Source organism: Alteromonas genovensis (assembly GCF_010500895.1).
In the GTDB taxonomy this organism is placed as follows: Bacteria; Pseudomonadota; Gammaproteobacteria; order Enterobacterales; family Alteromonadaceae; genus Alteromonas; species Alteromonas genovensis.
Window position 1 is genome coordinate 221,928 of the sequence record NZ_JAAAWO010000003.1, and the last position, 20,459, is coordinate 242,386.

Sequence of the window (20,459 nt, forward strand, 5' to 3'; positions counted from 1 at the left end):
TAGCGCGCGGAACGCCTCGGATGACTGACACAATACTAATCGTTGAAGACGATCAAGATATAGCAAATCTTATGAGAGTCAATTTGCAAGAATTGGGGGTTGAAACTGAGCATCAATCTGATGGCAAAGCAGCACTTAAAAGCGCATTGACGGGTGAATACGCCATTGTGATATTAGACGTTATGTTGCCATCGCTCAATGGCTTAGATATTTGCCGACAGGTGCGGGAAGCACTTCCGATGCAAATTATTATTATGCTTACCTCAAAGACGTCGGAAACCGACAGAGTGTTAGGGTTAGAGCTAGGCGCCGACGATTACATGACAAAACCCTTCAGTGTGCGAGAACTACAGGCCAGGGTGCGCTCACAACTGCGGAAATTTCACGCCCTGTTAAACAACCAGAATACTCAAAACAGCCAGCAAAAATCTAACGCTTCTTTAACCATCGGAAGCCTTACCATTGACCAGCAGAGCCATGAAGTCTTTTTGCAGGGAAAAGAATTAGTACTTACCGTTACCGAATTTGAATTACTTCATCATTTAGCCAGCCATCCTGGACAGGTGTTCAGTCGAAGTCAGCTGCTTGAATCGGTATGGGGATACCACCATAGCGGGTATGAACATACCGTTAACTCTCACATCAACCGGCTGCGATTTAAATTGGAAAACGACGCCACTGCGCCCCAAATTGTGCAAACCGTGTGGGGCGTTGGCTATAAATTCAATCCACAAGGTGTGGGCTAATAAGGAACAAACCAATGAAACTCAGTTTTTATCCTCGCCTTGCGCTGTATGTAGTGAGCGTATTTATGGTGGTTATCGTTGTCTGCTTTTACGTCACTAACTTACTGCAACAGCGTACTCAAGAAGAAGCCGAGCAAAGACTGCACATTGGTTTGGCTGAGCATTTAGTTGGCGACAATCCGCTGCTCGAAGAAGGGGTTTACGACTACAAAGCGTTAGAGAATCTATTTCACACGCTGATGGTGCTAGGGCCCAATTTCGAATTTTATTATCTCAGTCCGCAAGGTGACATTCTTACCTACTCAGCAGAGCCGGGTAAGGTAAAGGCAAAGAAAATCAATCTTACTCCCATTCTTCAATTAGTGAATACCGACATTGAGTTACCTATTTTTGGAGATGACCCAAAAAACCTAGGCCAGCATAAGATATTTTCAGCCGCCCCTGTATATAAGCAAGACACGCTTCAAGGCTACTTGTATGTAATTATTGGTGGTGAGCGTTACGACTCCATTCTTGCTAATTTGAAAAACAGCCAAAGCATGCGAGAAGTGGCGTTGTTTATGTTTGTGGGTATGGCTTTGCTATTAACCGTGCTTTTGATCCTTTTTAAATATTTCACTCACCCCCTTAGGCGCTTAAGTGATGACATGGATAAGGTATGCAACGCTGAATTTGACCGAGAAAAATTACTGCCCGTTTTAGCCAAGTGGGACAAGAGCAGCACCAATGAGATAGACCGCCTAGGATGTGGTTTTCACGATATGCTATTGCACATTGATGACCAGTTTACTCAATTAAATAAGATTGATAGCCAACGACGCGCACTGCTGGCTGACTTATCCCACGACCTGCGAACCCCGCTGGCTAGTTTGCAGGGCTATATCGAAACTTTGGCAATTAACGGTGATAGCCTGTCCCAAGAGGACAAACAGTATTTTATTGATGTATCTTTGAAAAACGCGAAAAATCTAAAGCATCTCATCGACCAAATATTTGAATTGGCGTACTTAGAGGGCGGCCAAGTAATGCTGCATCAAGAGTCATTTCCGTTAGGAGAATTACTTCATGATGTAGCAGCAAAGTTTGAGCTAGATGCAAAGCAAAAAGACATTACTATTCGCGTTATTCCCAATCATTTCGAGTATCACGTATTTGCAGATATTGGAAAGCTTGAGCGGGTGCTTACCAACCTAATTGCCAACGCGATACGTCACACGCAACCCAATGGAAGCATTGACCTAAAAGTCACTATTTTTGATGAAAAATTGCGGGTAGATATTAGTGATACTGGCGTAGGTATAAGCGACAAGGAAATTGCGTTTATCTTCGATGCTAGATATCAAGCTAGCAATACAGAGAAAGGTAGCCTTAGCCACGTAGGGTTAGGATTAGCTATTTGTAAAAAGCTGATGGCGCTGCTGAATTCAGATTTACGGGTAGAAAGCCGGCTAGGCCACGGAACGTGTTTTAGTTTTGAATTAACCCTTGCACAACATACGTGAGCAATCGGTTAAGAATGGTCTGGCTTAGCTAAGCTCGTATAACGTTGCTGGATAGATTTTGTAAAAAGTGGCAGATAAAGAAAAAGGGCATGCCGCCCTTTTTCACTTTTACTATTTTTTGCGTTTCTTGAGTCTAAACTCGCGCTATATAAAGTATTCGGCTTTATTTTCGCTTAGTAGCGCGGCCCACTCTATTTTTAAGCCCTTGCTGCTTGCGCACTTTGTGCTTTTTAACCGAGCGACGCATGCGGCTTAACCTAACGTGATCCAGCTTGCCCTGTTGGTTCACATTCACCATGGTCTGAGTTTCATCCGTTAACTGAACATGCTTTCTCAGCGCGTTAACATCTGATAGTTCAAGTTCCACCCACGCACCTTGAGGCAGGCGTTTTTGCAGTTCGATAGGACCATACTTTACGCGGATAAGACGGCTTACCTGAACCCCTTGAGACTCCCATAAGCGACGTACTTCTCGGTTACGACCTTCTTTAAGGGTAACGTTGTACCAGCGGTTCATACTTTCGTCTTCGGATAGTTGCGGAGTAGGAGCGCCAGATACCGTGAGGAACTTGGCTTCTCCATCTTCTAGCTGAACCCCTTTTTTAAGGGTGCTGATGGTTTTGCCAGTAACTTCACCAAATACACGTACTGCGTACTCTCGTTCCACTTCACACTTTGGGTGCATCAGGCGGTTGGCGAGCTCACCGTCATTGGTGAATAGCAATAAACCACTGGTGTTCATATCTAAGCGGCCTACCGTTATCCAACGCCCTAAGCGTATTGCTGGAAGTCGGTCGAACACCGTATCTCGGCCTTCTGGATCGTGTCTGCTACATAACTCACCTTCGGGCTTGTTATACATTAGAACGCGGCACACAGGCTGTTCGGTTTGGCGGGATAACAAATGGCCATCAACGCGAATGTTCGCGGTGTTGTCAACGCGATCGCCAAGGGTTGCAACGGTACCATCTACCGATACTCTACCGTCGTCAATCCAACGTTCCATTTCTCGTCGCGAGCCTAGCCCTTGGTTAGCTAGTACTTTTTGCAACTTTTCAGTCATGGGTAACTTCACTCTTTATTTGCTTGTTTACGGTCGCACGGTCTATTGTGACGGTGCCTCATTTAACACCTTAAGCGTCGAGTCAGATTCAATTCTTTCTGCCATATTTTCAAAGGCATCTGCATTTGGCAAATCGGCCAGTGATGACATAGAAAAATAATCTAGAAAACCTTTGGTTGTAGCATAAAGCGCTGGACGCCCGGGCACTTCTTTGTGCCCTACAACTTTAATCCAATCTCGTTCTGTGAGTGTTTTTATAATATTGCTGCTTACCGCCACTCCCCTCACCTGCTCAATTTCGCCGCGGGTGATGGGTTGACGATACGCAATAAGCGCCAATGTTTCTAACATTGCGCGCGAATACTTTGGTGCACTTTCTTGCCATAACTTGCTTAACCACGGGCTAAGCGCGTCAAGGGACTGAAATCGAAAGCCACTTGCTACTTCAATTAGCTGAATTCCGCGGGGCTGATAATCTAACATCAGCTCGTTAATTACCTTGCTTAAAGTTCTGTCCGCCACGGTAAATTCGCTCAGCACAGACTCTTTCAACTGCTGCTTAGTAATGGGTTTTTCTGCTACAAATATAGCAGCTTCAACCAGCTGCTTGAGCTGTGCGGTGTTAATTTTCTTCATGTGAACCCAATTTTACATGAATTTTGGCGTAAGGACCTGCCTGTATGCAAAAAATAAGTTGTTCTTTCATTAGCTCTAAAATGGCTAAAAACGATACCACTACACCAGCGCGTCCTTCTTCCACGGTGAAAAGTGCCTCAAGAGGCGAGTAATCTGTGCTATTGAGCAGACTCAATATCAATGACATGCGCTCTCGCGTGCTTAGCGCCTCTCTTGCAATGGTGTGGTGTTCAAAGGCTTGAGCCCGCTTCATTGCTTGACTAAATGCCAATACCACCTCGGCAAGAGATACATTTGGCTCAACCCTAATAGGCACTACGTTAGAGCTTGTTGAAACAGCAACGTTGAACACATCACGCTCTAAGCGCGGCTGCTCATCTAAGTCTTCCGCGGCTTGCTTTACCAGTTCATACTCTTTCAAACGCCGTATAAGCTCGGCGCGAGGGTCTTCCTCATCATCGCTTTCATCACTTCGCTTAGGCAGTAGCAAGCGAGATTTAATCTCCGCTAAAATCGCCGCCATCAAAAGATATTCTGCGGCAAGTTCAAGCTTTAACGCCATCATGGCATCCACATATTCCATGTATTGCTTAGTTACATCGGCAATGGGCAATACGGTGATATCAAACTTTTGTTTTCTGATGAGATACAGCAGTAAGTCTAGCGGCCCCTCAAAAATTTCAAGAATCACTTCGAGAGCATCGGGAGGAATGAACAAGTCCTCTGGCTTTTCAATCAACGCCTCACCGTTGATAAACGCCAGAGGTAATGGCTGCTGAACGGGTACCTGCGACTGCTTTTCGCCGTTAGTAAGCTCTTCGTTTTTAAGCTCGGCACCGTTAGAGCCATTGCTGGGCATGTCGGTAGTGTCAAGCACAGCGCCCGCCTCTTGGGTATTTGTGTCATCGTTCAACGTAAGTGTTCGCTACAAAGACTATCGTTACTGAAACGGCGTAATGTCACCGGTACCTTCACGTAATATCACTGGCGTATCGTCGGACAAGTCTACTACCGTAGTAAGATGTTCGCCAATATAACCACCGTGGATAATTAACCCAACTTGTTTCTCAAGGTTCTCGCGAATAACGTCTGGATCAGATTCAGCCTCTGTTTTGCCTGGCAAAATAAGCGATGTAGACATTAATGGTTCGCCCAGCTCCTCTAGCAGCGCTAGTGCAATGGCGTTGTCCGGCACGCGAATACCAATTGTTTTACGCTTTGGGTTTTGTAAGCGCTTGGGCACTTCTCGCGTAGCTTTTAACACAAAGGTATAGCGCCCTGGCGTATTGTTTTTGATTTGGCGAAAAGCCGTGTTGTCTACTTTTGCGTAAATCGAAAGCTCGGACATATCACGGCACATTAGCGTGAAGTTATGATCCTTATCTATCTGACGAATACGGCACAATTGCTCTAAGGCTTTTTTGTCTTCCATTTGGCAGCCGATAGCGTAACCAGAGTCGGTAGGATAAACCACTACAGCACCGTCACGAATCAACTCACAGGCTTGAGTGATGAGTCGCTTTTGAGGGTTATCTGGGTGAACGTAAAAAAATTGGCTCATGGTGTCTCTTCATCCCATCAGTTAAATAAGTTGTTAGGGCGTGTTGATCTTTGTTGCACGAGTTTTGGGCTAAATGGAAGCATTTTAATCGCGAAAAAGTCTTTTAGGCCTAGTGGGCTTAGTCAAAGGGCCCAAATAAAAAAAGCGGCGACAAAGAGTAAAATGCTTCCATAACGCCCCTTTCAGGCAGTGCCTGTGAGCTATTTACCCTGCGTTGAATGATTTCGATTTAGCCCGCTAGACCTTCAACCATTCGCCTTGTCTAAATAGCTCACAGCCCGCTGCAAAAATGTACAGCAAAAATCACCACACCCTAGATATGCTGCCAATTATGCCAGACAGGTGTCAACTTACTATTTACGCCTAAATTCTTTCCAAGTTCGGTCCATCGAGACGGAAAATGGAAATCAGAGCCTGCAGAGGCAAATAAACCGTGACTTTCCGCGAGCTCGTTAATGAGCTCTTGCTTGGTTTTATTGATGCCAGGAAACGCGGTTTCCATGGCGTCTCCACCAGATTGATCAAAAAACGCGACGAGCCTGCGAAGCCATTTCGCGGTCATGTCGTAATGAGCAGGATGCGCCAATACCGCTTGCCCGCCTGATTCTTGAATCCAGGTTATGGCAGTATCAATACTTGGCCATTGTGCTTTTACTGCTGCCCGTTTGCCCTTGCCCAAATACTTTTTAAATGCTGCATTCATGGTAGGCACACCGTAATTATTCACTAGCACTCTGGCGAAGTGAGCACGGGTTACCTGCCCTACTCCAGCAAGCGCTTTGGCCCGCGCTAACACGCCCTCAAACCCGCATTTTACTAGTTTTTCGGCAATTAACGCAGCACGTTCTTCTCGCGCATTCGCTTGCTCTTGCAAGCGAGCAAGAAACGAAGGGCACTCTCGATTTACATTAAGCCCTACCACATGAATATCGAAACCATGCCACAGGGTAGAAATTTCAACACCGTCAATGATCGTAAGTGAGCGTTTTTGCTGCGCTTGCGTGGCATGCGCTTCATCAAGCCCAGCGACAGTATCGTGGTCTGTAATTGCGAGCACATCCACCTGCATGGTGTGCGCGCGCAGCACGAGTTCAGTGGGCGTAAGATGGCCGTCAGAGAATTTTGTATGGCTATGTAGATCTATTTTCAATGTCTTATGCAAATTTAAGGTTGACACAAAAGGCGTTTTGTTTTCTTCTATAGGCATAGAGTATACGTTTTTACAGCTTCAATGCCTATTGAAGTTTGAACCAAATAGCGAGTTATTCATGCGTTTATCGACAATTTCAACAGCAATGAAAATTGCAGCTTGGTGGTGGCACTCCCTAGTTTAACGGGCGGTGTGCACGGTAGTGCGTGAATGAATACACAAAAGGCCCGTTAGTACGGGCCTTTTTTTTATCTTTTTGCAGTTGGAGAGTAGCAAAAATGAGTTTAGCTGAACTGGGGACATCTCCAGGCAAGGTAGAAACCATAGAACAAGCGGGTCATTACATAGACGATCCCCTTGCCGCATTTGCCCACATTTGCGGTAAAAAAAGTAATGCCTTACTGCTCGAGTCTGCGGAAATAGACTCGAAAGACGACTTGCAGAGCTTATTAATGGTAGACGCTGCGTTAAGACTGGAATGCAGAAGTAACACTGTTGTTGTTACCGCGCTAACAGGCAATGGCAAATCATTACTTCCACTTTTTCAAACAGAGCGCCCAGAAGGCCTTAATGTTACGCACAGCGACGAGACTTCCATCACACTTGAATGCGATATAGCGTCAAGTGAACTTGATGAGGACAGCAGATTAAAAGCGGCAAGCGTGATGGACGCGCTTCGCATTGTGGTCAACAAGATTGTGCCTATTCGAAAGCACCCACACGCTGTTTTTCTTGGTGGTGTGTTCGCCTACGATATGCTGGCAGGCTTTGAAACTCTGCCAGATGTGGTCGACGGTGAAAATGACTGCCCTGACTTTGTGTTTTATCTAGCAGAAACCTTAATTACCGTTGATCATCAAACTCGGGAAACTCATCTAGTTGGCAGTGTATTCAGTGGTGAAGATGTGGCTCAGCAATACTTCGCAGTGGCCCAACGGTTAGAAGCCCTGCACCAGCAGCTTCACGCCATGCCACAGGCACCTGAGCTGACAAATACCGCAGCAGCAAAAGGTGCAGCAAAAAGTGGACAGACACTCGAATTAGCTGAAAACGAACAGGCACTCGTCAATACAGATATGAGCGACGAGGTTTACTGTAATCACGTTCTCGATTTAAAGCAGCATATTCTGGCAGGTGACATTTTTCAGGTCGTGCCATCGCGAACCTTCTCCTTGCCTTGTCCGTCGCCGCTTCTTGCGTATGCCAAATTAAAAGAGCAGAACCCAAGCCCTTACATGTTTTTCATGCAAGACGCTGAATTTGCAATATTCGGTGCCTCTCCAGAGTCTGCACTTAAATACGACAGCGAAACTAACCAAGTTGAGATTTATCCTATTGCAGGTACTCGTCCTCGCGGAAAACGTGCAGATGGTAGTATCGATCACGACCTAGACAGTCGAATTGAATTAAACTTGCGCGAGGATACCAAAGAAAAGTCTGAACATATTATGCTCGTTGATTTGGCCCGTAACGATGTGGCTAAAGTCAGTCGCCCGGGCACTCGATTTGTAAAAGATTTATTGAAAGTAGACCGCTATTCCCACGTAATGCATTTAGTGTCGCGAGTCGTTGGGCAACTTCGTGATGACTTAGACGCGCTCAATGCATACCAAGCCTGTATGAACATGGGCACCTTAGTGGGGGCGCCAAAAGTCAGCGCGGCCACCCTTATTCGCCACGTTGAGAAAAAGCGTCGCGGTAGCTACGGCGGTGCGGTTGGTTATCTGAACGGTCAAGGCGATATGGATACGTGCATTGTTATCCGCTCAGCTTTCGTGAAAAACAAGACAGCCTATATTCAAGCTGGCGCTGGCGTTGTCCACGACTCAATTCCTCAGGCCGAAGCCGACGAAACTAAAGCGAAAGCTCAGGCGGTGATTGGTGCTGTGCGAGCTGCGCTTGAAGAAGAATTTAAGTCGTCAGGCCTCGAGAGCCAGAGCAGTGAGGAAGCACGATGAGCACTGAAATAAACGTAGACGCAAATGCAGGCACAGATTCGGGTATGAACAAGCAACAAACCACCTTATTTTTGCTGGATAACGTAGACTCTTTTACCTACAACTTGGTAGACGAACTCAGAACATTGAATCTAGATATCAAAGTTTACCGTAATACCGTGTCTGCCGACTTATTATTTGAGCGAATGCAGGAGCAAGCGCAGAAAAGCTCGGTGTTGCTGATGCTTTCTCCAGGGCCAGGTGCGCCAAGCGATGCAGGCTGCATGCCTGCACTTTTAGAGAAGGTGGCAGGTACATTCCCTGTAATTGGGATCTGTTTGGGACATCAAGCCATTGTAGAATACTACGGCGGTGTTGTAGGTCGTGCTACGCAGGTGATGCATGGGAAGTCCTCTGCCATAACGCATTCTGAAAAAGGCATGTTTGAAGGTTTGCAACAACCGCTGCACGTAGCGAGATATCATTCACTAGTCGCACACTCTTTACCAGATAACCTGACGGCGTGTGCGTCTTGTGTGAACGACGATGGTAGCGAAGCTATTATGGCAGTGTACAACGATACTGATCACATGCTTGGTTTTCAATTTCATCCTGAGTCAATACTGACAGCACAGGGAAGTTTGTTATTAAAACAAAGTATCGATTACTTAACCTCACAAGGAACTGCTCATGCTTAATGCCGCCAAACTACTTGAGCAACTAATGCTGCGAGAATCGCTGTCTCAAACTGAATCATTTAGTTTGTTTAATAGTATAATGCACGGTGAGCAAAGCGATGCCATGATTGCTGCTGTTCTCACTTCGCTTAAAATAAAAAAAGAGTCGCCTGGAGAAATTGCAGGCGCCGCCAGTGCAATGGTAGCAAACGCATTGCCCTTCCCTTCGCCCGATTATGAATTTGCCGATATTGTTGGTACGGGTGGTGACGGACATAACACAATTAACATATCGAGTGCGGCGGGCGTTGTGGCTGCTGCATGTGGCGTAAAAGTAGCGAAACACGGTAACAAAAGCGTGTCGAGCAAGTCTGGCTCCGCCGACCTTTTTCGCCAGTTTGGGTTGAACTTAGAGATAAGCCCTGAGCTGTCTCGTCAATGTTTAGATGAAGCAAATTTCACATTTCTTTTTGCCCCCGTCTATCACGCTGGCATGAGATACGCAGCCCCCGTGCGCGCTGCCCTTAAGACACGAACTCTGTTTAATATTTTAGGCCCTTTGGCTAACCCTGCGGGTCCAACTCACGGCGTTTTCGGAGTATACTCACCCGAGTTGCTTGAACCGTATGCAAAAACCCTTATGCTGCTCGGTCACCATAGAGCGATGATCGTTCACGGCGACGGATTAGACGAGTTAGCGCTTCATGGTGAATCGATTATTTACGACCTTGAGCATGGCGACATTCGAGAACTAACCGTGACGGCAAAAGATTTTGGTCTTTCAAGTTACCCGCTTTCTGCCATCGAAGGTGGAGAGCCTGAAGAAAACAGAAAATATATTCAAGCGGCGTTAAACGGTGAAGGCAAAGAAGCCCACCGCGCTGCAATAGCCATGAACTGCGGAGCATTACTTAAAGTAACCGGAAAAGTTAATAACTTTAAGGATGGCGCAGAAATGGCAATGGAAGCAATGAAAAAAGGTGCGCCCATGCAGGTGTTATCAGTTGTTGCAAAAATTACTCAGGAGGTAGGCACGAATGGCTAATGTGCTTGAGAAAATAGTTGCCGATAAAAGAGAGGAAGTGGAAGCACGAAAAATTGCGCTGCCACTTGAGTCGTTCAAAGCACAGCTAACGCCGTCGCAAAAAAGTCTTTTTGCTGCGCTTAGCGAGCCAAACGCGGGCTTTATTTTCGAATGCAAAAAGGCGTCGCCGTCTAAAGGGCTCATTAGAGAAAATTTCGATTTAGACGAAATTCTTGAAGCTTATACGCCTTATGCTGCCGGCATCTCGGTACTGACCGATGAAAAATACTTTCAAGGTACTTTTGAATACCTGTCTTACGTGACTGAGCGCGTTGCGCAACCGGTGCTTAATAAAGACTTTTTTGTTGACACCTACCAAGTGTATCTTGCTCGTCACTACAATGCCGATGCCGTGCTGTTAATGCTAAGCGTGCTTGACGATACCAGCTACAGAGAGCTTGCTGATGCTGCTGATTCACTCGGTTTAGATATTCTTACCGAAGTAAGCAACGAAGAAGAGATGAAGCGAGCTATCGCTCTTGAAGCGGGCATTATTGGTATAAACAATCGCGACTTGCGAGATTTATCAACCGACTTGGCCACTACCGAGCGGTTGGTTCCTATGCTTGAAAGTGCGACGCACGATTTTGTGGTTATCTCTGAATCTGGCATTTATACCCACGAAGATGTATTGCGATTAGCCTCTGTCTCTCAAGGGTTTCTTGTTGGTAGCGCACTCATGGCGCAAGCTGACCTCCCTCGCGCGGTAAAAACCTTGCTTAACGGTGCAGTGAAAGTATGCGGTCTTACTAGTAAAGAACACGCTGCTATGGCCTTTGAAAAAGGAGCAAGCTTTGGTGGTTTAATCTTTGCTGAAAAATCACCACGATGGGTAAGTAAAGATACAGCATTATCGATAACGCGGTCTGTGCCAGGGGCTTACGTTGGCGTAGTGGTTAATCACGCTATTGATGAGGTTGTCGACCTTGCCGTTTCACTGAATCTATTTGCTGTTCAGCTCCACGGTAATGAAGATAGCGCCTATATCGCAGAACTCGCGAGCAAGTTACCTAAGACATGTGAAATTTGGGTAGCAGTAGGTGTAACCGATAGCATTCCTAACAGTGTGGACAGTCACTTAAATAACGACGCCGTTCATCGCGTACTTTTAGACTGCCAGGTGGGCAAAGCAAAAGGCGGTACGGGTGAGTCGTTTGATTGGTCGTTACTTGACGATATTCAACAAAAGCAAAAAATTATACTTGCAGGCGGTATTAGCCCTGACAACGTTGAAGATGCTATAGCCACAGGCTGCGGCGTACTTGACGTAAACTCTGGTGTAGAAAACGCGCTAGGCAATAAGTCAGCAGAAAAGCTGACCGAACTATTCACGGTTTGCCGCCGCTACTAATATTAAAAACAGGACAACGTATGAACCAACTTGATACAAAATTTGGCGAATTTGGTGGCATGTACGTGCCCGAATTGCTAATACCAGCGCTTGATCAGCTGGAAAAAGAATTCTTAGACGCAAAAGAAGACCCTAGCTTTAACAAAGAGTTTCTATCACTGCTTAAAGACTATGCGGGTCGCCCGACTGCGATGACGCTAACTCGTAATTTAGTGAGCAACCCTAAGGTAAAGCTTTACCTAAAACGTGAAGATTTACTTCATGGTGGCGCGCATAAGACCAACCAAGTGCTAGGACAGGCTTTACTGACTAAGCGCATGGGTAAAAAAGAAGTTATCGCTGAAACAGGTGCTGGACAGCACGGTGTAGCAACAGCACTAGCCTGCGCGTTACTTGGCCTTAAAGCACGTATTTATATGGGTGCTAAAGACGTTGAGCGCCAAGCGCCTAACGTATTTAGAATGAAGCTGATGGGCGCTGAAGTCATTCCTGTGAACGCGGGCTCTGGTACGCTGAAAGATGCCGTAAACGAAGCTATGCGTGACTGGTCTGCAAACTATGATACTGCGCACTACCTATTAGGTACCGCCGCAGGACCACACCCTTTCCCAACAATTGTTCGCGAATATCACCGCATGATGGGTGAAGAAACCCGTGCACAAATTATGGAAAAAGAAGGCCGACTACCTGACGCCGTGGTTGCATGTGTAGGCGGTGGTTCAAACGCGATTGGTATGTTTGCTGACTTTATTGATGAGCCTTCAGTTCGCTTAGTAGGCGTAGAGCCTGCTGGTAAAGGCATTCACACTAAAGACCACGGCGCGACTATTGTAACGGGCACAAAAGGTATATTGCATGGTGCTTACACCTTTATCATGCAAGATAATGAAGGTCAGATTGAAGAAAGCTATTCCGTATCTGCTGGCTTAGATTATCCAGCTGTTGGCCCCCAGCATGCTTATTTGCATGATATTGGCCGCGCAGAATATGTTGCAGCTACCGATGAAGAAGCGCTTAATGCCTTTAAATTGCTGGCCCGCAAAGAAGGTATTATTCCAGCACTTGAGCCATCTCACGCACTAGCTCACGCCTTAAACATGGCGGATGAGGCTGAAGAAGAAACCATTATCGTTGTTAATCTTTCGGGTCGTGGCGATAAAGATTTAGAGCATGTAATCAGAGTGTTAGGAGACGATATATAATGGATAGATATGCAGACATGTTCGCTCGTCTTGACGAGAAAAACCAAGGCGCTTTTGTTCCGTTTGTTATGGTGGCAGACCCAGACTTAGCTCAATCTGAAGCCATTATTTGCCAGCTTGTAGAAAGTGGCGCTGATGCACTAGAGTTAGGTATTCCATACTCAGACCCAATTGCAGATGGCCCGACAATTCAGGCGGCGAGTATTCGCGCGCTTAGCCACAAAACGAAAGTTGCTGACTGTATGGCGCTGATTTCTCGCGTTAGAGCCAAATACCCCGACGTTCCAATCGGTTTGCTGCTTTACAGCAACCTTGTTATGGCAAAAGGTATTAGCAACTTTTACGAAAACGCTCGCGATTCAGGTGTCGACTCTATTTTGGTTGCTGATGTGCCAATTCGCGAAGCGAAACCATTTCAAGAAGCGGCAGAGAAAACGGGTGTTTCTCAAATTCTTATTGCACCACCTAATGCAACTGATGAGACTATGGAGAAAATTGGCGAGTATTCAAAAGGCTATACCTATTTACTAGGTCGCGCAGGGGTAACCGGCGCCGAGACGGCTGCTAATGTGCCGGCTTCTGAGCTAATTGAGCGCCTTGAAAAGCATAAAGCTGCTCCTGCACTGTTAGGTTTTGGTATTTCAACCCCTGAGCAGGTGAAAACCGCTATTGACGCTGGCGCTGCAGGTGCCATCTCTGGTTCAGCCACAGTGAATATCATTGCTGCAAACTTAGGTGAAAATGAAAAGATGCTCAGTGAGCTAGGTAGCTTTGTATCGGCAATGAAAGCCGCAACAACGAAGGGCTAACCACTATGTTATATATGATTTGCGCAACTGATGTGGCAGACAGTTTAGATAAGCGACTTGCTGCAAGACCTGCGCATTTAGAAAGATTGAACGCGCTAAAGGATGAAGGCCGCTTGGTGATAGCTGGCCCCTTCCCTGCTATCGACAGCCCTGATCCTGGCCCTGCAGGTTTTACAGGGTCATTAGTTGTGGCAGAGTTTGATTCGCTGGAAGACGCGCAGGCTTGGGCAGATAGCGACCCGTATATTGAGGCTGGCGTTTACGAAAGCGTTATTGTAAAACCTTATAAGAAAGTATTGCCTTAGGGCTGGATGTTTTCACTGCGTTTCTATGAATGCAGTGATGCAATACCTATAAGCTTGTAGCGTGCTTAACGAAAAAAGCTTGGTGCTTAAGAGTGAATGTTTGAAAACATGTCTTTCTTTTCACCAAGCTTTTTTTATTTCTGCCTTAGGTAAATGCGCTTTAGGCCTTTTAATCCCAAAAAATCACAAATTTACTGTGTCGTGATTGCCCATTTCTTCAGGCTGTACGTTTTTCCCTGTTAGCATTTTAAATACGCCCTTTAGAGATGGGTCTGCGTCCCAAATTTCCGCGTCATTGAGCTCGAACCTAAGCATCAGAAGGTGTGGATCTTCTTTACCTTTTTCGTACCACGCTTCCACAGGGTTAGACCAATATTTATCAATAATTTCTGGGCGATTTTCAGTCACTAATGTGCCGCGAATACAGGCAAACACATCATGACCTTTAGATGCAAAGTGGATCATTGCCTTTCCACCCTTCGCTATTCTATTTTCCTTAGTGGTGTAAAACCAAAACATGCCGTTGGCTTCACTATCTAACTGGGCATACATTGGCTCTGCATGCATGTCCTCATTCACAAGGCTCACCATAACTTTTGGGCTTTCTGACATTGCCTTCCACATTTTCGTTGTAATATCGCTAGACATAATTCCTCCTAAAGGATGTGTGTAGTGGCGCTAACTCATTTATGTAGTGATGTTAGTTGGCCGTTTCACTTGATGTAATTACTGAATTAATAAAATAATACAAAGCATGTGCCATGCCACCACGCAAAATCCACTACTTAAACCCACCTATTAATTTTTTCTCTAAACTAATATCACCACGTAGAAAAACACAGCTTACGCTCTAAAGACCCTTTGCATCGATCCGTTTACGAAGGCAGTGCTATGGGAGTATGGCAGGCATGTATGGCCAGATTGATTCTGAAGATTGACTGTGGACAGACACTCAAACTAACCTCAGATTGATTGAAGGTTAACTCCTATAAACTAGCTATACCCGCGAGTAAATCTTTCAGGCTTGGTCAATCTTTGGAATCCGTAGTCTTGTGAGCAGATTGATTGTGGACAGACACTTAAATTTTCTTTGGAAATTAGTAGTGGGGAAAAAGTGGACAGTCACTCAAAGTCTCGTATTGAGTGTCTGTCCATTGTTCATACTTTTATCAATATGGCACCATACTTTGAGTGACTGTCCGCTTTCAACTGTCCCCTTTCGGCACAGTTTCACAATCTAACGAAAATAAGTGTCTGTCCTCTTTTCATTCTATTACCGACTAGCTCGGTGCCTAATAGGCTACTTGTGTACAGTCTTCTCATCACGAGGTAAACTCATTATAAATTCAGGATAGGTTCATCATTGTCTTTTATAATCAGATAAATTAGTGAGCCTGAGCACATCTTTTCATAGTGAGGTTTTATGTGGTTATCGCTTAGAGCAACAATGTTTAGCGTTATATTTACACTGTTGAGTGTAAATAGCGCCTATGCTCAGCAAAGTACAAGCGGTGAACTGTCAAAAAGCCAAGCCGCTTCACGAGCCAGTAGTGCCGAAAATGGTCGCGTATTGAAGATTGAGCAAACCTCGACAAAATACCGCGTAAAGGTACTAAAAAAGTCTGGCCGAGTTGTTTCTGTGGAAGTTGATAAACGTTCAGGTAAAGTTAAAAAGTCTAAAGACAAGGGTTAACATGCGAATTTTAATAGCTGAGGATGATAGTAGACTTCTAACGCAACTTGATGCTCTCTTACAGCAAAACGGATACAGTGTTGACCTTGCAGATAATGGGGAGCACGCCCTATTTCTCATAAAGGAATACAGGTACGATTTAGCAATAATCGATATAGGTATGCCAAAACTAGATGGCTTTGAAGTAATTCGCCAAGCTCGCAAAGATAATATAGCCTGCCCTATTCTAATATTAACAGCTCGTGACAGATGGCAGGAAAAAGTAGAAGGCCTTGATGCTGGCGCTGACGACTATTTAACTAAACCGTTTCATAACGAAGAGCTCCTCGCACGAGCTAAAGCTCTCATTCGCAGAGCTTCCGGCCAAGCCAACCCTACTATACAATTTGGCCCACTATCCTTAAATACGGTGTCTGAAGAGCTTTGCGTCAATGATAAATCTTTTGATCTGACTGCTTACGAATATAAGGTTATGGAGTATTTGATGATGAACCCGCAAAAGGTTGTCTCAAAAACCGAGCTTACCGAACATATTTACGATCAGGATTTTGATTTAGACAGCAATGTCATTGAAGTATTTATTGGACGACTTCGCAAAAAACTCGACCCTGACGGAAGCTTAAAGCCTATTGAGACTTTAAGAGGCCGAGGTTATCGGATAAACCGTAGCTTATGAGGCAACTATCACTTCGCGTGAGAAGTGTATTATTGGCAATAACTCTTCTTGCGTTATTCGCGCCTTTTACCGTGATCATTTTAGAAGAGGCGTTTACTGAAAGCCTCACTGAAGCCAAGATGAGTGAATTGCGCCTAATGAATTTAGGGTTGCTATCAGCTTTCGAATTAGAAGGTGATAACCCCTTTATGCCTGACTTGCTCTTTGAAGAGCAACTCAACTTACCCGGTTCAGGGTACTTAGGCATCATTGTTTTTCGCGACCGTGTTATCTGGCAATCGGCATCTGCATTAGAATACTTTTTCACACCGCCAAATTTTGATGTGTCCGTTGGCAACGAACTGTTTACCGACACTTATCATCCTAGTTTTGATAAAGGTGAGGAGTATTTTGTTTACGCCTTTACTGCTGAATTTTTATCGAGCAAAGATTTCGAACCCGTTCACTTTTATATATTCAACGATAAACTGTTGTTCGAAAAGGAACGCAAAACCTTTTTAGCGACTACTTGGCAATGGATAAGCACCTTATGTATTGCCCTCCTTCTTTTTATTATCACAGGTATCAGCGTGTTATTAGTCCCCGTTAGAAAACTAATCGAGGAAATTTCACTCGCCTCCAAAGGTAACAAAAGTGAACTCGACAACCACTACCCTGCAGAGTTCGACTCACTTAAACACTCTATCAACGAGCTTTTGTATTTTGAGGCCGCGCAGCGAAAACGCTATAAAAATAGTTTGGGAGATTTAGCCCACAGTTTAAAAACGCCCCTTGCTGTTGCTTCAAGTAGTGAAGGCCTTCAGCCAGAAGTAAAAGAATCACTAGCGCAAATTGATAAGATAATTCAGCGTCAGCTAAAGCGCGCTAGCGCCGGCAAAGTGGGATGGCAAGCGTCCATCGCTATAGAACCGATACTGTTAAAAATAGCTGACGCCATGGACAAAGTTTACCAACACAAACAACTTTCAATTGACATTGATGTGGCTGACTCGTATCTATTTAAGGGAGACGACACCGACCTGTTAGAGCTCTGTGGTAATCTTTTAGATAATGCCTGTAAAGCGGCTCAGTCACGAATTCGGGTGCAGGTAACGTCTGATTCCAATTGGCTAAAACTCTCGTTTGACGATGATGGCCCTGGAATTGCTGATGACAAAAAACAGTTTTTATTGGAAAGAGGTACTCGGTTAGACACTTACACAGAGGGCCAAGGTATTGGTTTAGCACTAGTGAGCGACTTGGTGTCTATTTATGAGGGTAAATTGCGCATTGAGGACAGTGACCTTGGCGGCGCCCGCATCATCATTCAATTTCCTAACCACTAATTCTTTGCGTTGAAATAGCGCGGACCACCCCCTAGGTAAAAATACGTGTCTGTCCGCTTTTGGTTCAGCTTTGAATTAAGTGTCTGTCCACTTTTGGATTTAATTGTTCCAATAAAGGCTATGCGTTTTTTTCGTTCCCTTCGCTTGAAAGCAATACGGCTAGCCATTTACTTTCTTCTCTCGACTCAAGAGCAATTTTCACAACCATGGTGAGCGGAACGGACAGCAACATACCAACGGTTCCTAATAGCCAGCCCCAAAAGATCAATGAGAGAAAAACGACCAAGGTAGAAAGCCCCATTCCTTTACCCATCAGTCGCGGCTCAACCATATTTCCCATGATGGTATTCACCAGTAAAAAGCCGAGTGCGGCGAAACCAGCAGAGGCAATACCATACTGAACAAACGCAATAAGCACGGCAGGCACTGCGGCAATGATAGAGCCAATGTTAGGGATGAAATTAAGCATAAAGGCGAGCACTGCCCACAGCATGAAGTGGTCTACGCCCATCACGTAAAGCCATGTTCCGATAATGATACCCGTCCCTAAACTTACAACGGTTTTAATGGCTAAGTAACTGTTTACTGAGCGAATAAAACGGTCTATGTGCTGTAACTTCATATCCGGGTCTGATAGAGCAATATGCAAGCGTCTCGGTATACTATCAGCCTCAAACAGCATAAAAATAACCGTAAGAAGAATGAGGAAAAGGTTAGACAGGACGCCTCCCATGCCACTAATAAAGTTAGTCGCGACAGACATCGCTGTTGCAGGGTCTAGATGATTAGCAATAAGCTCACTGTTAATGTGAATATTGAAATCGGCTAATTTAGCAACAACCCACTCAAACTCAGAATCAAGTTTGCTTCTATATTGAGGCAGGTTTTCTCTGAACTCCGCCATCGATTGACCAACCAGGCCAGCCAAGAGGAATCCGAAAACAACAATAAGTAGTATAACAAAAGAGATAGACAACCATTTTGGAACGCCAAAACGCGACGTCCAGTGAATAATTGGACCGCATGCTATTGCAATAAAAACGGATAAGAAAAAAGGCACCATAATGGCACTTGCTGATTTAACACCAGCCATAACAACAACTAAGCACGCTAACACAACGAGACTTTTTGCTGTTGACGATCGTAGTTCCATAGACATTGTGTGCTACATTCCCAAATAAAACAGCAACACTTTACAACGACTTATAATCAACTACAAACAAGAGACTGCAATGAATTTCAACCTTGCCACTATTAAAATCAAAAATTTACGTCTTCGCACCTACATCGGTATTAACGAAGACGAAATAAAGAACAAACAGGACGTTGTGGTAAACGTAAAGATTGATTACGACGCTGCAAAAGCTACCGACACTGATGATATGAGTGACGCGCTTAACTATAAAATTATCACCAAAGCGATAATAAAGCTTGTTGAAGACAATCGCTTTTCACTTTTGGAAAAGCTTACCGCCGATGTACTAAGCATCGCGTCAGAACACAGTTCTGTGCGTTATGCTCAAGTTGAAGTCGATAAGCCACACGCATTGCGATTCTCTGACTCAGTGTCGCTAACACTTTCTTGCAACAAATCTGAATAGGCAATTCAGCAGGGAGTTATGTCTTGAACATTCTTATTACCGGCGGCACTGGATTAATTGGCAGCACGCTTATCAAAAAGCTTAGCGATGAGCATAGCTTTACCGTTATCTCTCGCAACGAAGCAAACGCCAAGCAAACGCTGGGCGCTCATACCAACGTGCTTGGCAGTGTGGCTGATATAAAAGATATTGGCGTGTTCGATGCTGTGATCAATCTTGCTGGCGAGCCTATAGCCGACAAACGGTGGACAGACACTCAAAAGAAAATTATTTGCGATAGTCGCTGGCACATAACGACCCAGCTTGTCGCCAAAATAAATAGTAGCGATAATCCGCCAAAGACGTTTATCTCTGGCTCCGCCATTGGCTTTTATGGCAGGCAGGGAGAAAAGGTAGTTACCGAAGATACCTCGCCACATAAAGAATTCACGCACGATTTGTGTGAGAAATGGGAAAGTATTGCCACTGGCGTAGATAGCGAAAAAACCCGTGTTGCCATTTTACGCACTGGCGTTGTACTCGCTGAGAATGGCGGCGCGCTTGAGAAAATGGCGTTGCCATTTAAGCTAGGTGTGGGTGGGAGTTTAGGAAGCGGACGTCAATATTTATCGTGGATCCACCTTGACGACATGGTCAACGCAATAGAGTTTCTACTCAATAATGAAAACTGTTCCGGGCCGTTTAATCTCACCGCACCCGAACCAGTAACGAACAAAACGTTTTCTAAGCAACTAGCCAAAGCATTGTCTAGACCTTGTTTGTTTTTCGTTCCCAGCTTTGTGATGAAAATTGCCATGGGTGAATCATCAACAATGTTACTAGAGGGGCAAAATGTAATACCTGATAAGCTGATTAAAGCTGGGTACTCATTTACCTACCCTACCGTATACAGTGCCCTTAGCGCTATCTATTGATAACTGACTTCTGACTGGCAAAATAAAAACACTGACATTTCTATAGAGCTTCCTAGATTTAAACGGGAAGCTTTCGCTGGATTCCATAGAAAATTAACAGCGGACAGTCACTCAAATTAATTTGGGTGACTGTCCGTTTTTAAAGTCTAACTTTAAGTGTCTGTCCGCTCAATTTAACGGTTTTGTTTCGAGTGTCTGTCCGTTTTAATTTCTAATTAATTACCCTA

General features: G+C 45.0%; 21 protein-coding genes. 14 read left to right on the plus strand and 7 right to left on the minus strand.

Features of this window, described 5'->3' with window-relative positions; translation table 11 throughout:
• The first annotated feature begins 20 nt into the window (after positions 1-20).
• Positions 21-746: a response regulator transcription factor gene (locus GTQ48_RS06040; protein WP_163105633.1), complete on the plus strand. Its 726-nt coding sequence runs from the start codon at positions 21-23 to the stop codon at positions 744-746.
• A 14-nt stretch (positions 747-760) separates the two neighbouring features.
• Positions 761-2,248, plus strand: coding sequence for a sensor histidine kinase (locus GTQ48_RS06045; RefSeq protein ID WP_163105634.1), 1,488 nt, complete (start codon positions 761-763; stop codon positions 2,246-2,248).
• A 163-nt stretch (positions 2,249-2,411) separates the two neighbouring features.
• Here GTQ48_RS06045 and rluB read toward each other — a convergent pair whose 3' ends face one another.
• The 5 genes from rluB to GTQ48_RS06070 form a co-directional block, all read right to left on the minus strand.
• Positions 2,412-3,311, minus strand: coding sequence for a 23S rRNA pseudouridine(2605) synthase RluB (rluB, locus tag GTQ48_RS06050; RefSeq protein ID WP_032094630.1), 900 nt, complete (start codon positions 3,309-3,311; stop codon positions 2,412-2,414).
• A 42-nt stretch (positions 3,312-3,353) separates the two neighbouring features.
• The gene (gene scpB, locus GTQ48_RS06055) at positions 3,354-3,947 is read right to left on the minus strand and encodes an SMC-Scp complex subunit ScpB (RefSeq protein ID WP_163105635.1); all 594 of its coding nucleotides are present in this window, start codon (positions 3,945-3,947) and stop codon (positions 3,354-3,356) included.
• Positions 3,934-4,860 carry a segregation and condensation protein A gene (locus tag GTQ48_RS06060; protein ID WP_239060015.1) on the minus strand — a complete coding sequence of 309 codons (927 nt, stop codon included), beginning with the start codon at positions 4,858-4,860 and terminating at the stop codon, positions 3,934-3,936. The genes scpB and GTQ48_RS06060 overlap by 14 nt, the downstream gene beginning before the upstream one ends.
• 27 nt (positions 4,861-4,887) lie before the next feature.
• Positions 4,888-5,508 (minus strand): L-threonylcarbamoyladenylate synthase, encoded by a 621-nt coding sequence (locus tag GTQ48_RS06065; RefSeq protein ID WP_163105636.1) that lies wholly within the window; start codon positions 5,506-5,508, stop codon positions 4,888-4,890.
• Between the two features lie 313 nt (positions 5,509-5,821).
• Entirely contained in the window at positions 5,822-6,658 is an 837-nt protein-coding gene (locus GTQ48_RS06070; protein ID WP_239060026.1) for a PHP domain-containing protein, read from the minus strand.
• 278 nt (positions 6,659-6,936) lie between these two features.
• Between GTQ48_RS06070 and GTQ48_RS06075 the strand changes: the two genes are divergently transcribed.
• The 7 genes from GTQ48_RS06075 to GTQ48_RS06105 are packed head-to-tail and all read left to right on the plus strand — an operon-like array spanning position 6,937 to position 14,023.
• Positions 6,937-8,616: an anthranilate synthase component 1 gene (locus GTQ48_RS06075; protein WP_163105638.1), complete on the plus strand. Its 1,680-nt coding sequence runs from the start codon at positions 6,937-6,939 to the stop codon at positions 8,614-8,616.
• A gap of 44 nt (positions 8,617-8,660) precedes the next feature.
• A complete protein-coding gene (locus GTQ48_RS06080; protein WP_032094633.1) occupies positions 8,661-9,293 on the plus strand; it encodes an aminodeoxychorismate/anthranilate synthase component II in 633 nt (210 codons plus the stop codon).
• Positions 9,286-10,317, plus strand: a complete 1,032-nt coding sequence (trpD, locus tag GTQ48_RS06085; RefSeq protein WP_163105639.1) for an anthranilate phosphoribosyltransferase — start codon at positions 9,286-9,288, stop codon at positions 10,315-10,317. The genes GTQ48_RS06080 and trpD overlap by 8 nt, the downstream gene beginning before the upstream one ends.
• Positions 10,310-11,707, plus strand: a complete 1,398-nt coding sequence (trpCF, locus tag GTQ48_RS06090) for a bifunctional indole-3-glycerol-phosphate synthase TrpC/phosphoribosylanthranilate isomerase TrpF (RefSeq protein ID WP_163105640.1) — start codon at positions 10,310-10,312, stop codon at positions 11,705-11,707. The genes trpD and trpCF overlap by 8 nt, the downstream gene beginning before the upstream one ends.
• A 20-nt stretch (positions 11,708-11,727) precedes the next feature.
• The gene (gene trpB / locus GTQ48_RS06095; protein ID WP_032094624.1) at positions 11,728-12,909 is read left to right on the plus strand and encodes a tryptophan synthase subunit beta; all 1,182 of its coding nucleotides are present in this window, start codon (positions 11,728-11,730) and stop codon (positions 12,907-12,909) included.
• Positions 12,909-13,718 (plus strand): tryptophan synthase subunit alpha, encoded by an 810-nt coding sequence (trpA, locus tag GTQ48_RS06100; protein WP_163105641.1) that lies wholly within the window; start codon positions 12,909-12,911, stop codon positions 13,716-13,718. The genes trpB and trpA overlap by 1 nt, the downstream gene beginning before the upstream one ends.
• Positions 13,719-13,723: 5 nt before the next feature.
• Complete coding sequence (locus GTQ48_RS06105; protein ID WP_163105642.1) at positions 13,724-14,023, plus strand: YciI family protein; 300 nt, start codon at positions 13,724-13,726, stop codon at positions 14,021-14,023.
• Positions 14,024-14,206: 183 nt separating this feature from the next.
• Here GTQ48_RS06105 and GTQ48_RS06110 read toward each other — a convergent pair whose 3' ends face one another.
• Positions 14,207-14,671: a pyridoxamine 5'-phosphate oxidase family protein gene (locus GTQ48_RS06110; protein WP_163105643.1), complete on the minus strand. Its 465-nt coding sequence runs from the start codon at positions 14,669-14,671 to the stop codon at positions 14,207-14,209.
• Positions 14,672-15,446: 775 nt separating this feature from the next.
• Between GTQ48_RS06110 and GTQ48_RS06115 the strand changes: the two genes are divergently transcribed.
• Genes GTQ48_RS06115 through GTQ48_RS06125 form a run of 3 tightly spaced genes read left to right on the plus strand, consistent with a single transcriptional unit; the run spans position 15,447 to position 17,717 of the window.
• A complete protein-coding gene (locus GTQ48_RS06115) occupies positions 15,447-15,716 on the plus strand; it encodes a PepSY domain-containing protein (protein ID WP_163105644.1) in 270 nt (89 codons plus the stop codon).
• A gap of 1 nt (position 15,717) precedes the next feature.
• Positions 15,718-16,392, plus strand: a complete 675-nt coding sequence (locus GTQ48_RS06120) for a response regulator transcription factor (protein WP_163105645.1) — start codon at positions 15,718-15,720, stop codon at positions 16,390-16,392.
• Complete coding sequence (locus tag GTQ48_RS06125; protein ID WP_163105646.1) at positions 16,389-17,717, plus strand: ATP-binding protein; 1,329 nt, start codon at positions 16,389-16,391, stop codon at positions 17,715-17,717. Before GTQ48_RS06120 ends, GTQ48_RS06125 begins: the two co-directional genes overlap by 4 nt.
• 118 nt (positions 17,718-17,835) lie before the next feature.
• Here the strand turns inward: GTQ48_RS06125 and GTQ48_RS06130 are convergent, their stop codons facing one another.
• Positions 17,836-18,876 carry an AI-2E family transporter gene (locus tag GTQ48_RS06130; protein ID WP_032094617.1) on the minus strand — a complete coding sequence of 347 codons (1,041 nt, stop codon included), beginning with the start codon at positions 18,874-18,876 and terminating at the stop codon, positions 17,836-17,838.
• Positions 18,877-18,949: 73 nt separating this feature from the next.
• Between GTQ48_RS06130 and folX the strand changes: the two genes are divergently transcribed.
• Positions 18,950-19,318 carry a dihydroneopterin triphosphate 2'-epimerase gene (folX, locus tag GTQ48_RS06135; RefSeq protein WP_032094616.1) on the plus strand — a complete coding sequence of 123 codons (369 nt, stop codon included), beginning with the start codon at positions 18,950-18,952 and terminating at the stop codon, positions 19,316-19,318.
• Between the two features lie 23 nt (positions 19,319-19,341).
• The gene (locus GTQ48_RS06140; protein ID WP_163105647.1) at positions 19,342-20,232 is read left to right on the plus strand and encodes a TIGR01777 family oxidoreductase; all 891 of its coding nucleotides are present in this window, start codon (positions 19,342-19,344) and stop codon (positions 20,230-20,232) included.
• Positions 20,233-20,459: the final 227 nt, after the last annotated feature.

Excerpts from the sequence above, each read along its gene's own strand:
- GTQ48_RS06125 (WP_163105646.1), top strand. The coding sequence starts at position 16,389 with ATGAGGCAACTATCACTTCGCGTGAGAAGTGTATTATTGGCAATAACT.
- folX (WP_032094616.1), top strand. The coding sequence starts at position 18,950 with ATGAATTTCAACCTTGCCACTATTAAAATCAAAAATTTACGTCTTCGC.
- GTQ48_RS06110 (WP_163105643.1), bottom strand. The coding sequence starts at position 14,671 with ATGTCTAGCGATATTACAACGAAAATGTGGAAGGCAATGTCAGAAAGC.
- rluB (WP_032094630.1), bottom strand. The coding sequence starts at position 3,311 with ATGACTGAAAAGTTGCAAAAAGTACTAGCTAACCAAGGGCTAGGCTCG.
- GTQ48_RS06115 (WP_163105644.1), top strand. The coding sequence starts at position 15,447 with ATGTGGTTATCGCTTAGAGCAACAATGTTTAGCGTTATATTTACACTG.
- GTQ48_RS06045 (WP_163105634.1), top strand. The coding sequence starts at position 761 with ATGAAACTCAGTTTTTATCCTCGCCTTGCGCTGTATGTAGTGAGCGTA.
- trpD (WP_163105639.1), top strand. The coding sequence starts at position 9,286 with ATGCTTAATGCCGCCAAACTACTTGAGCAACTAATGCTGCGAGAATCG.
- GTQ48_RS06065 (WP_163105636.1), bottom strand. The coding sequence starts at position 5,508 with ATGAGCCAATTTTTTTACGTTCACCCAGATAACCCTCAAAAGCGACTC.
- trpA (WP_163105641.1), top strand. The coding sequence starts at position 12,909 with ATGGATAGATATGCAGACATGTTCGCTCGTCTTGACGAGAAAAACCAA.
- GTQ48_RS06040 (WP_163105633.1), top strand. The coding sequence starts at position 21 with ATGACTGACACAATACTAATCGTTGAAGACGATCAAGATATAGCAAAT.
- GTQ48_RS06120 (WP_163105645.1), top strand. The coding sequence starts at position 15,718 with ATGCGAATTTTAATAGCTGAGGATGATAGTAGACTTCTAACGCAACTT.
- scpB (WP_163105635.1), bottom strand. The coding sequence starts at position 3,947 with ATGAAGAAAATTAACACCGCACAGCTCAAGCAGCTGGTTGAAGCTGCT.
- GTQ48_RS06075 (WP_163105638.1), top strand. The coding sequence starts at position 6,937 with ATGAGTTTAGCTGAACTGGGGACATCTCCAGGCAAGGTAGAAACCATA.
- GTQ48_RS06105 (WP_163105642.1), top strand. The coding sequence starts at position 13,724 with ATGTTATATATGATTTGCGCAACTGATGTGGCAGACAGTTTAGATAAG.
- trpCF (WP_163105640.1), top strand. The coding sequence starts at position 10,310 with ATGGCTAATGTGCTTGAGAAAATAGTTGCCGATAAAAGAGAGGAAGTG.
- trpB (WP_032094624.1), top strand. The coding sequence starts at position 11,728 with ATGAACCAACTTGATACAAAATTTGGCGAATTTGGTGGCATGTACGTG.
- GTQ48_RS06080 (WP_032094633.1), top strand. The coding sequence starts at position 8,661 with ATGAACAAGCAACAAACCACCTTATTTTTGCTGGATAACGTAGACTCT.
- GTQ48_RS06130 (WP_032094617.1), bottom strand. The coding sequence starts at position 18,876 with ATGTCTATGGAACTACGATCGTCAACAGCAAAAAGTCTCGTTGTGTTA.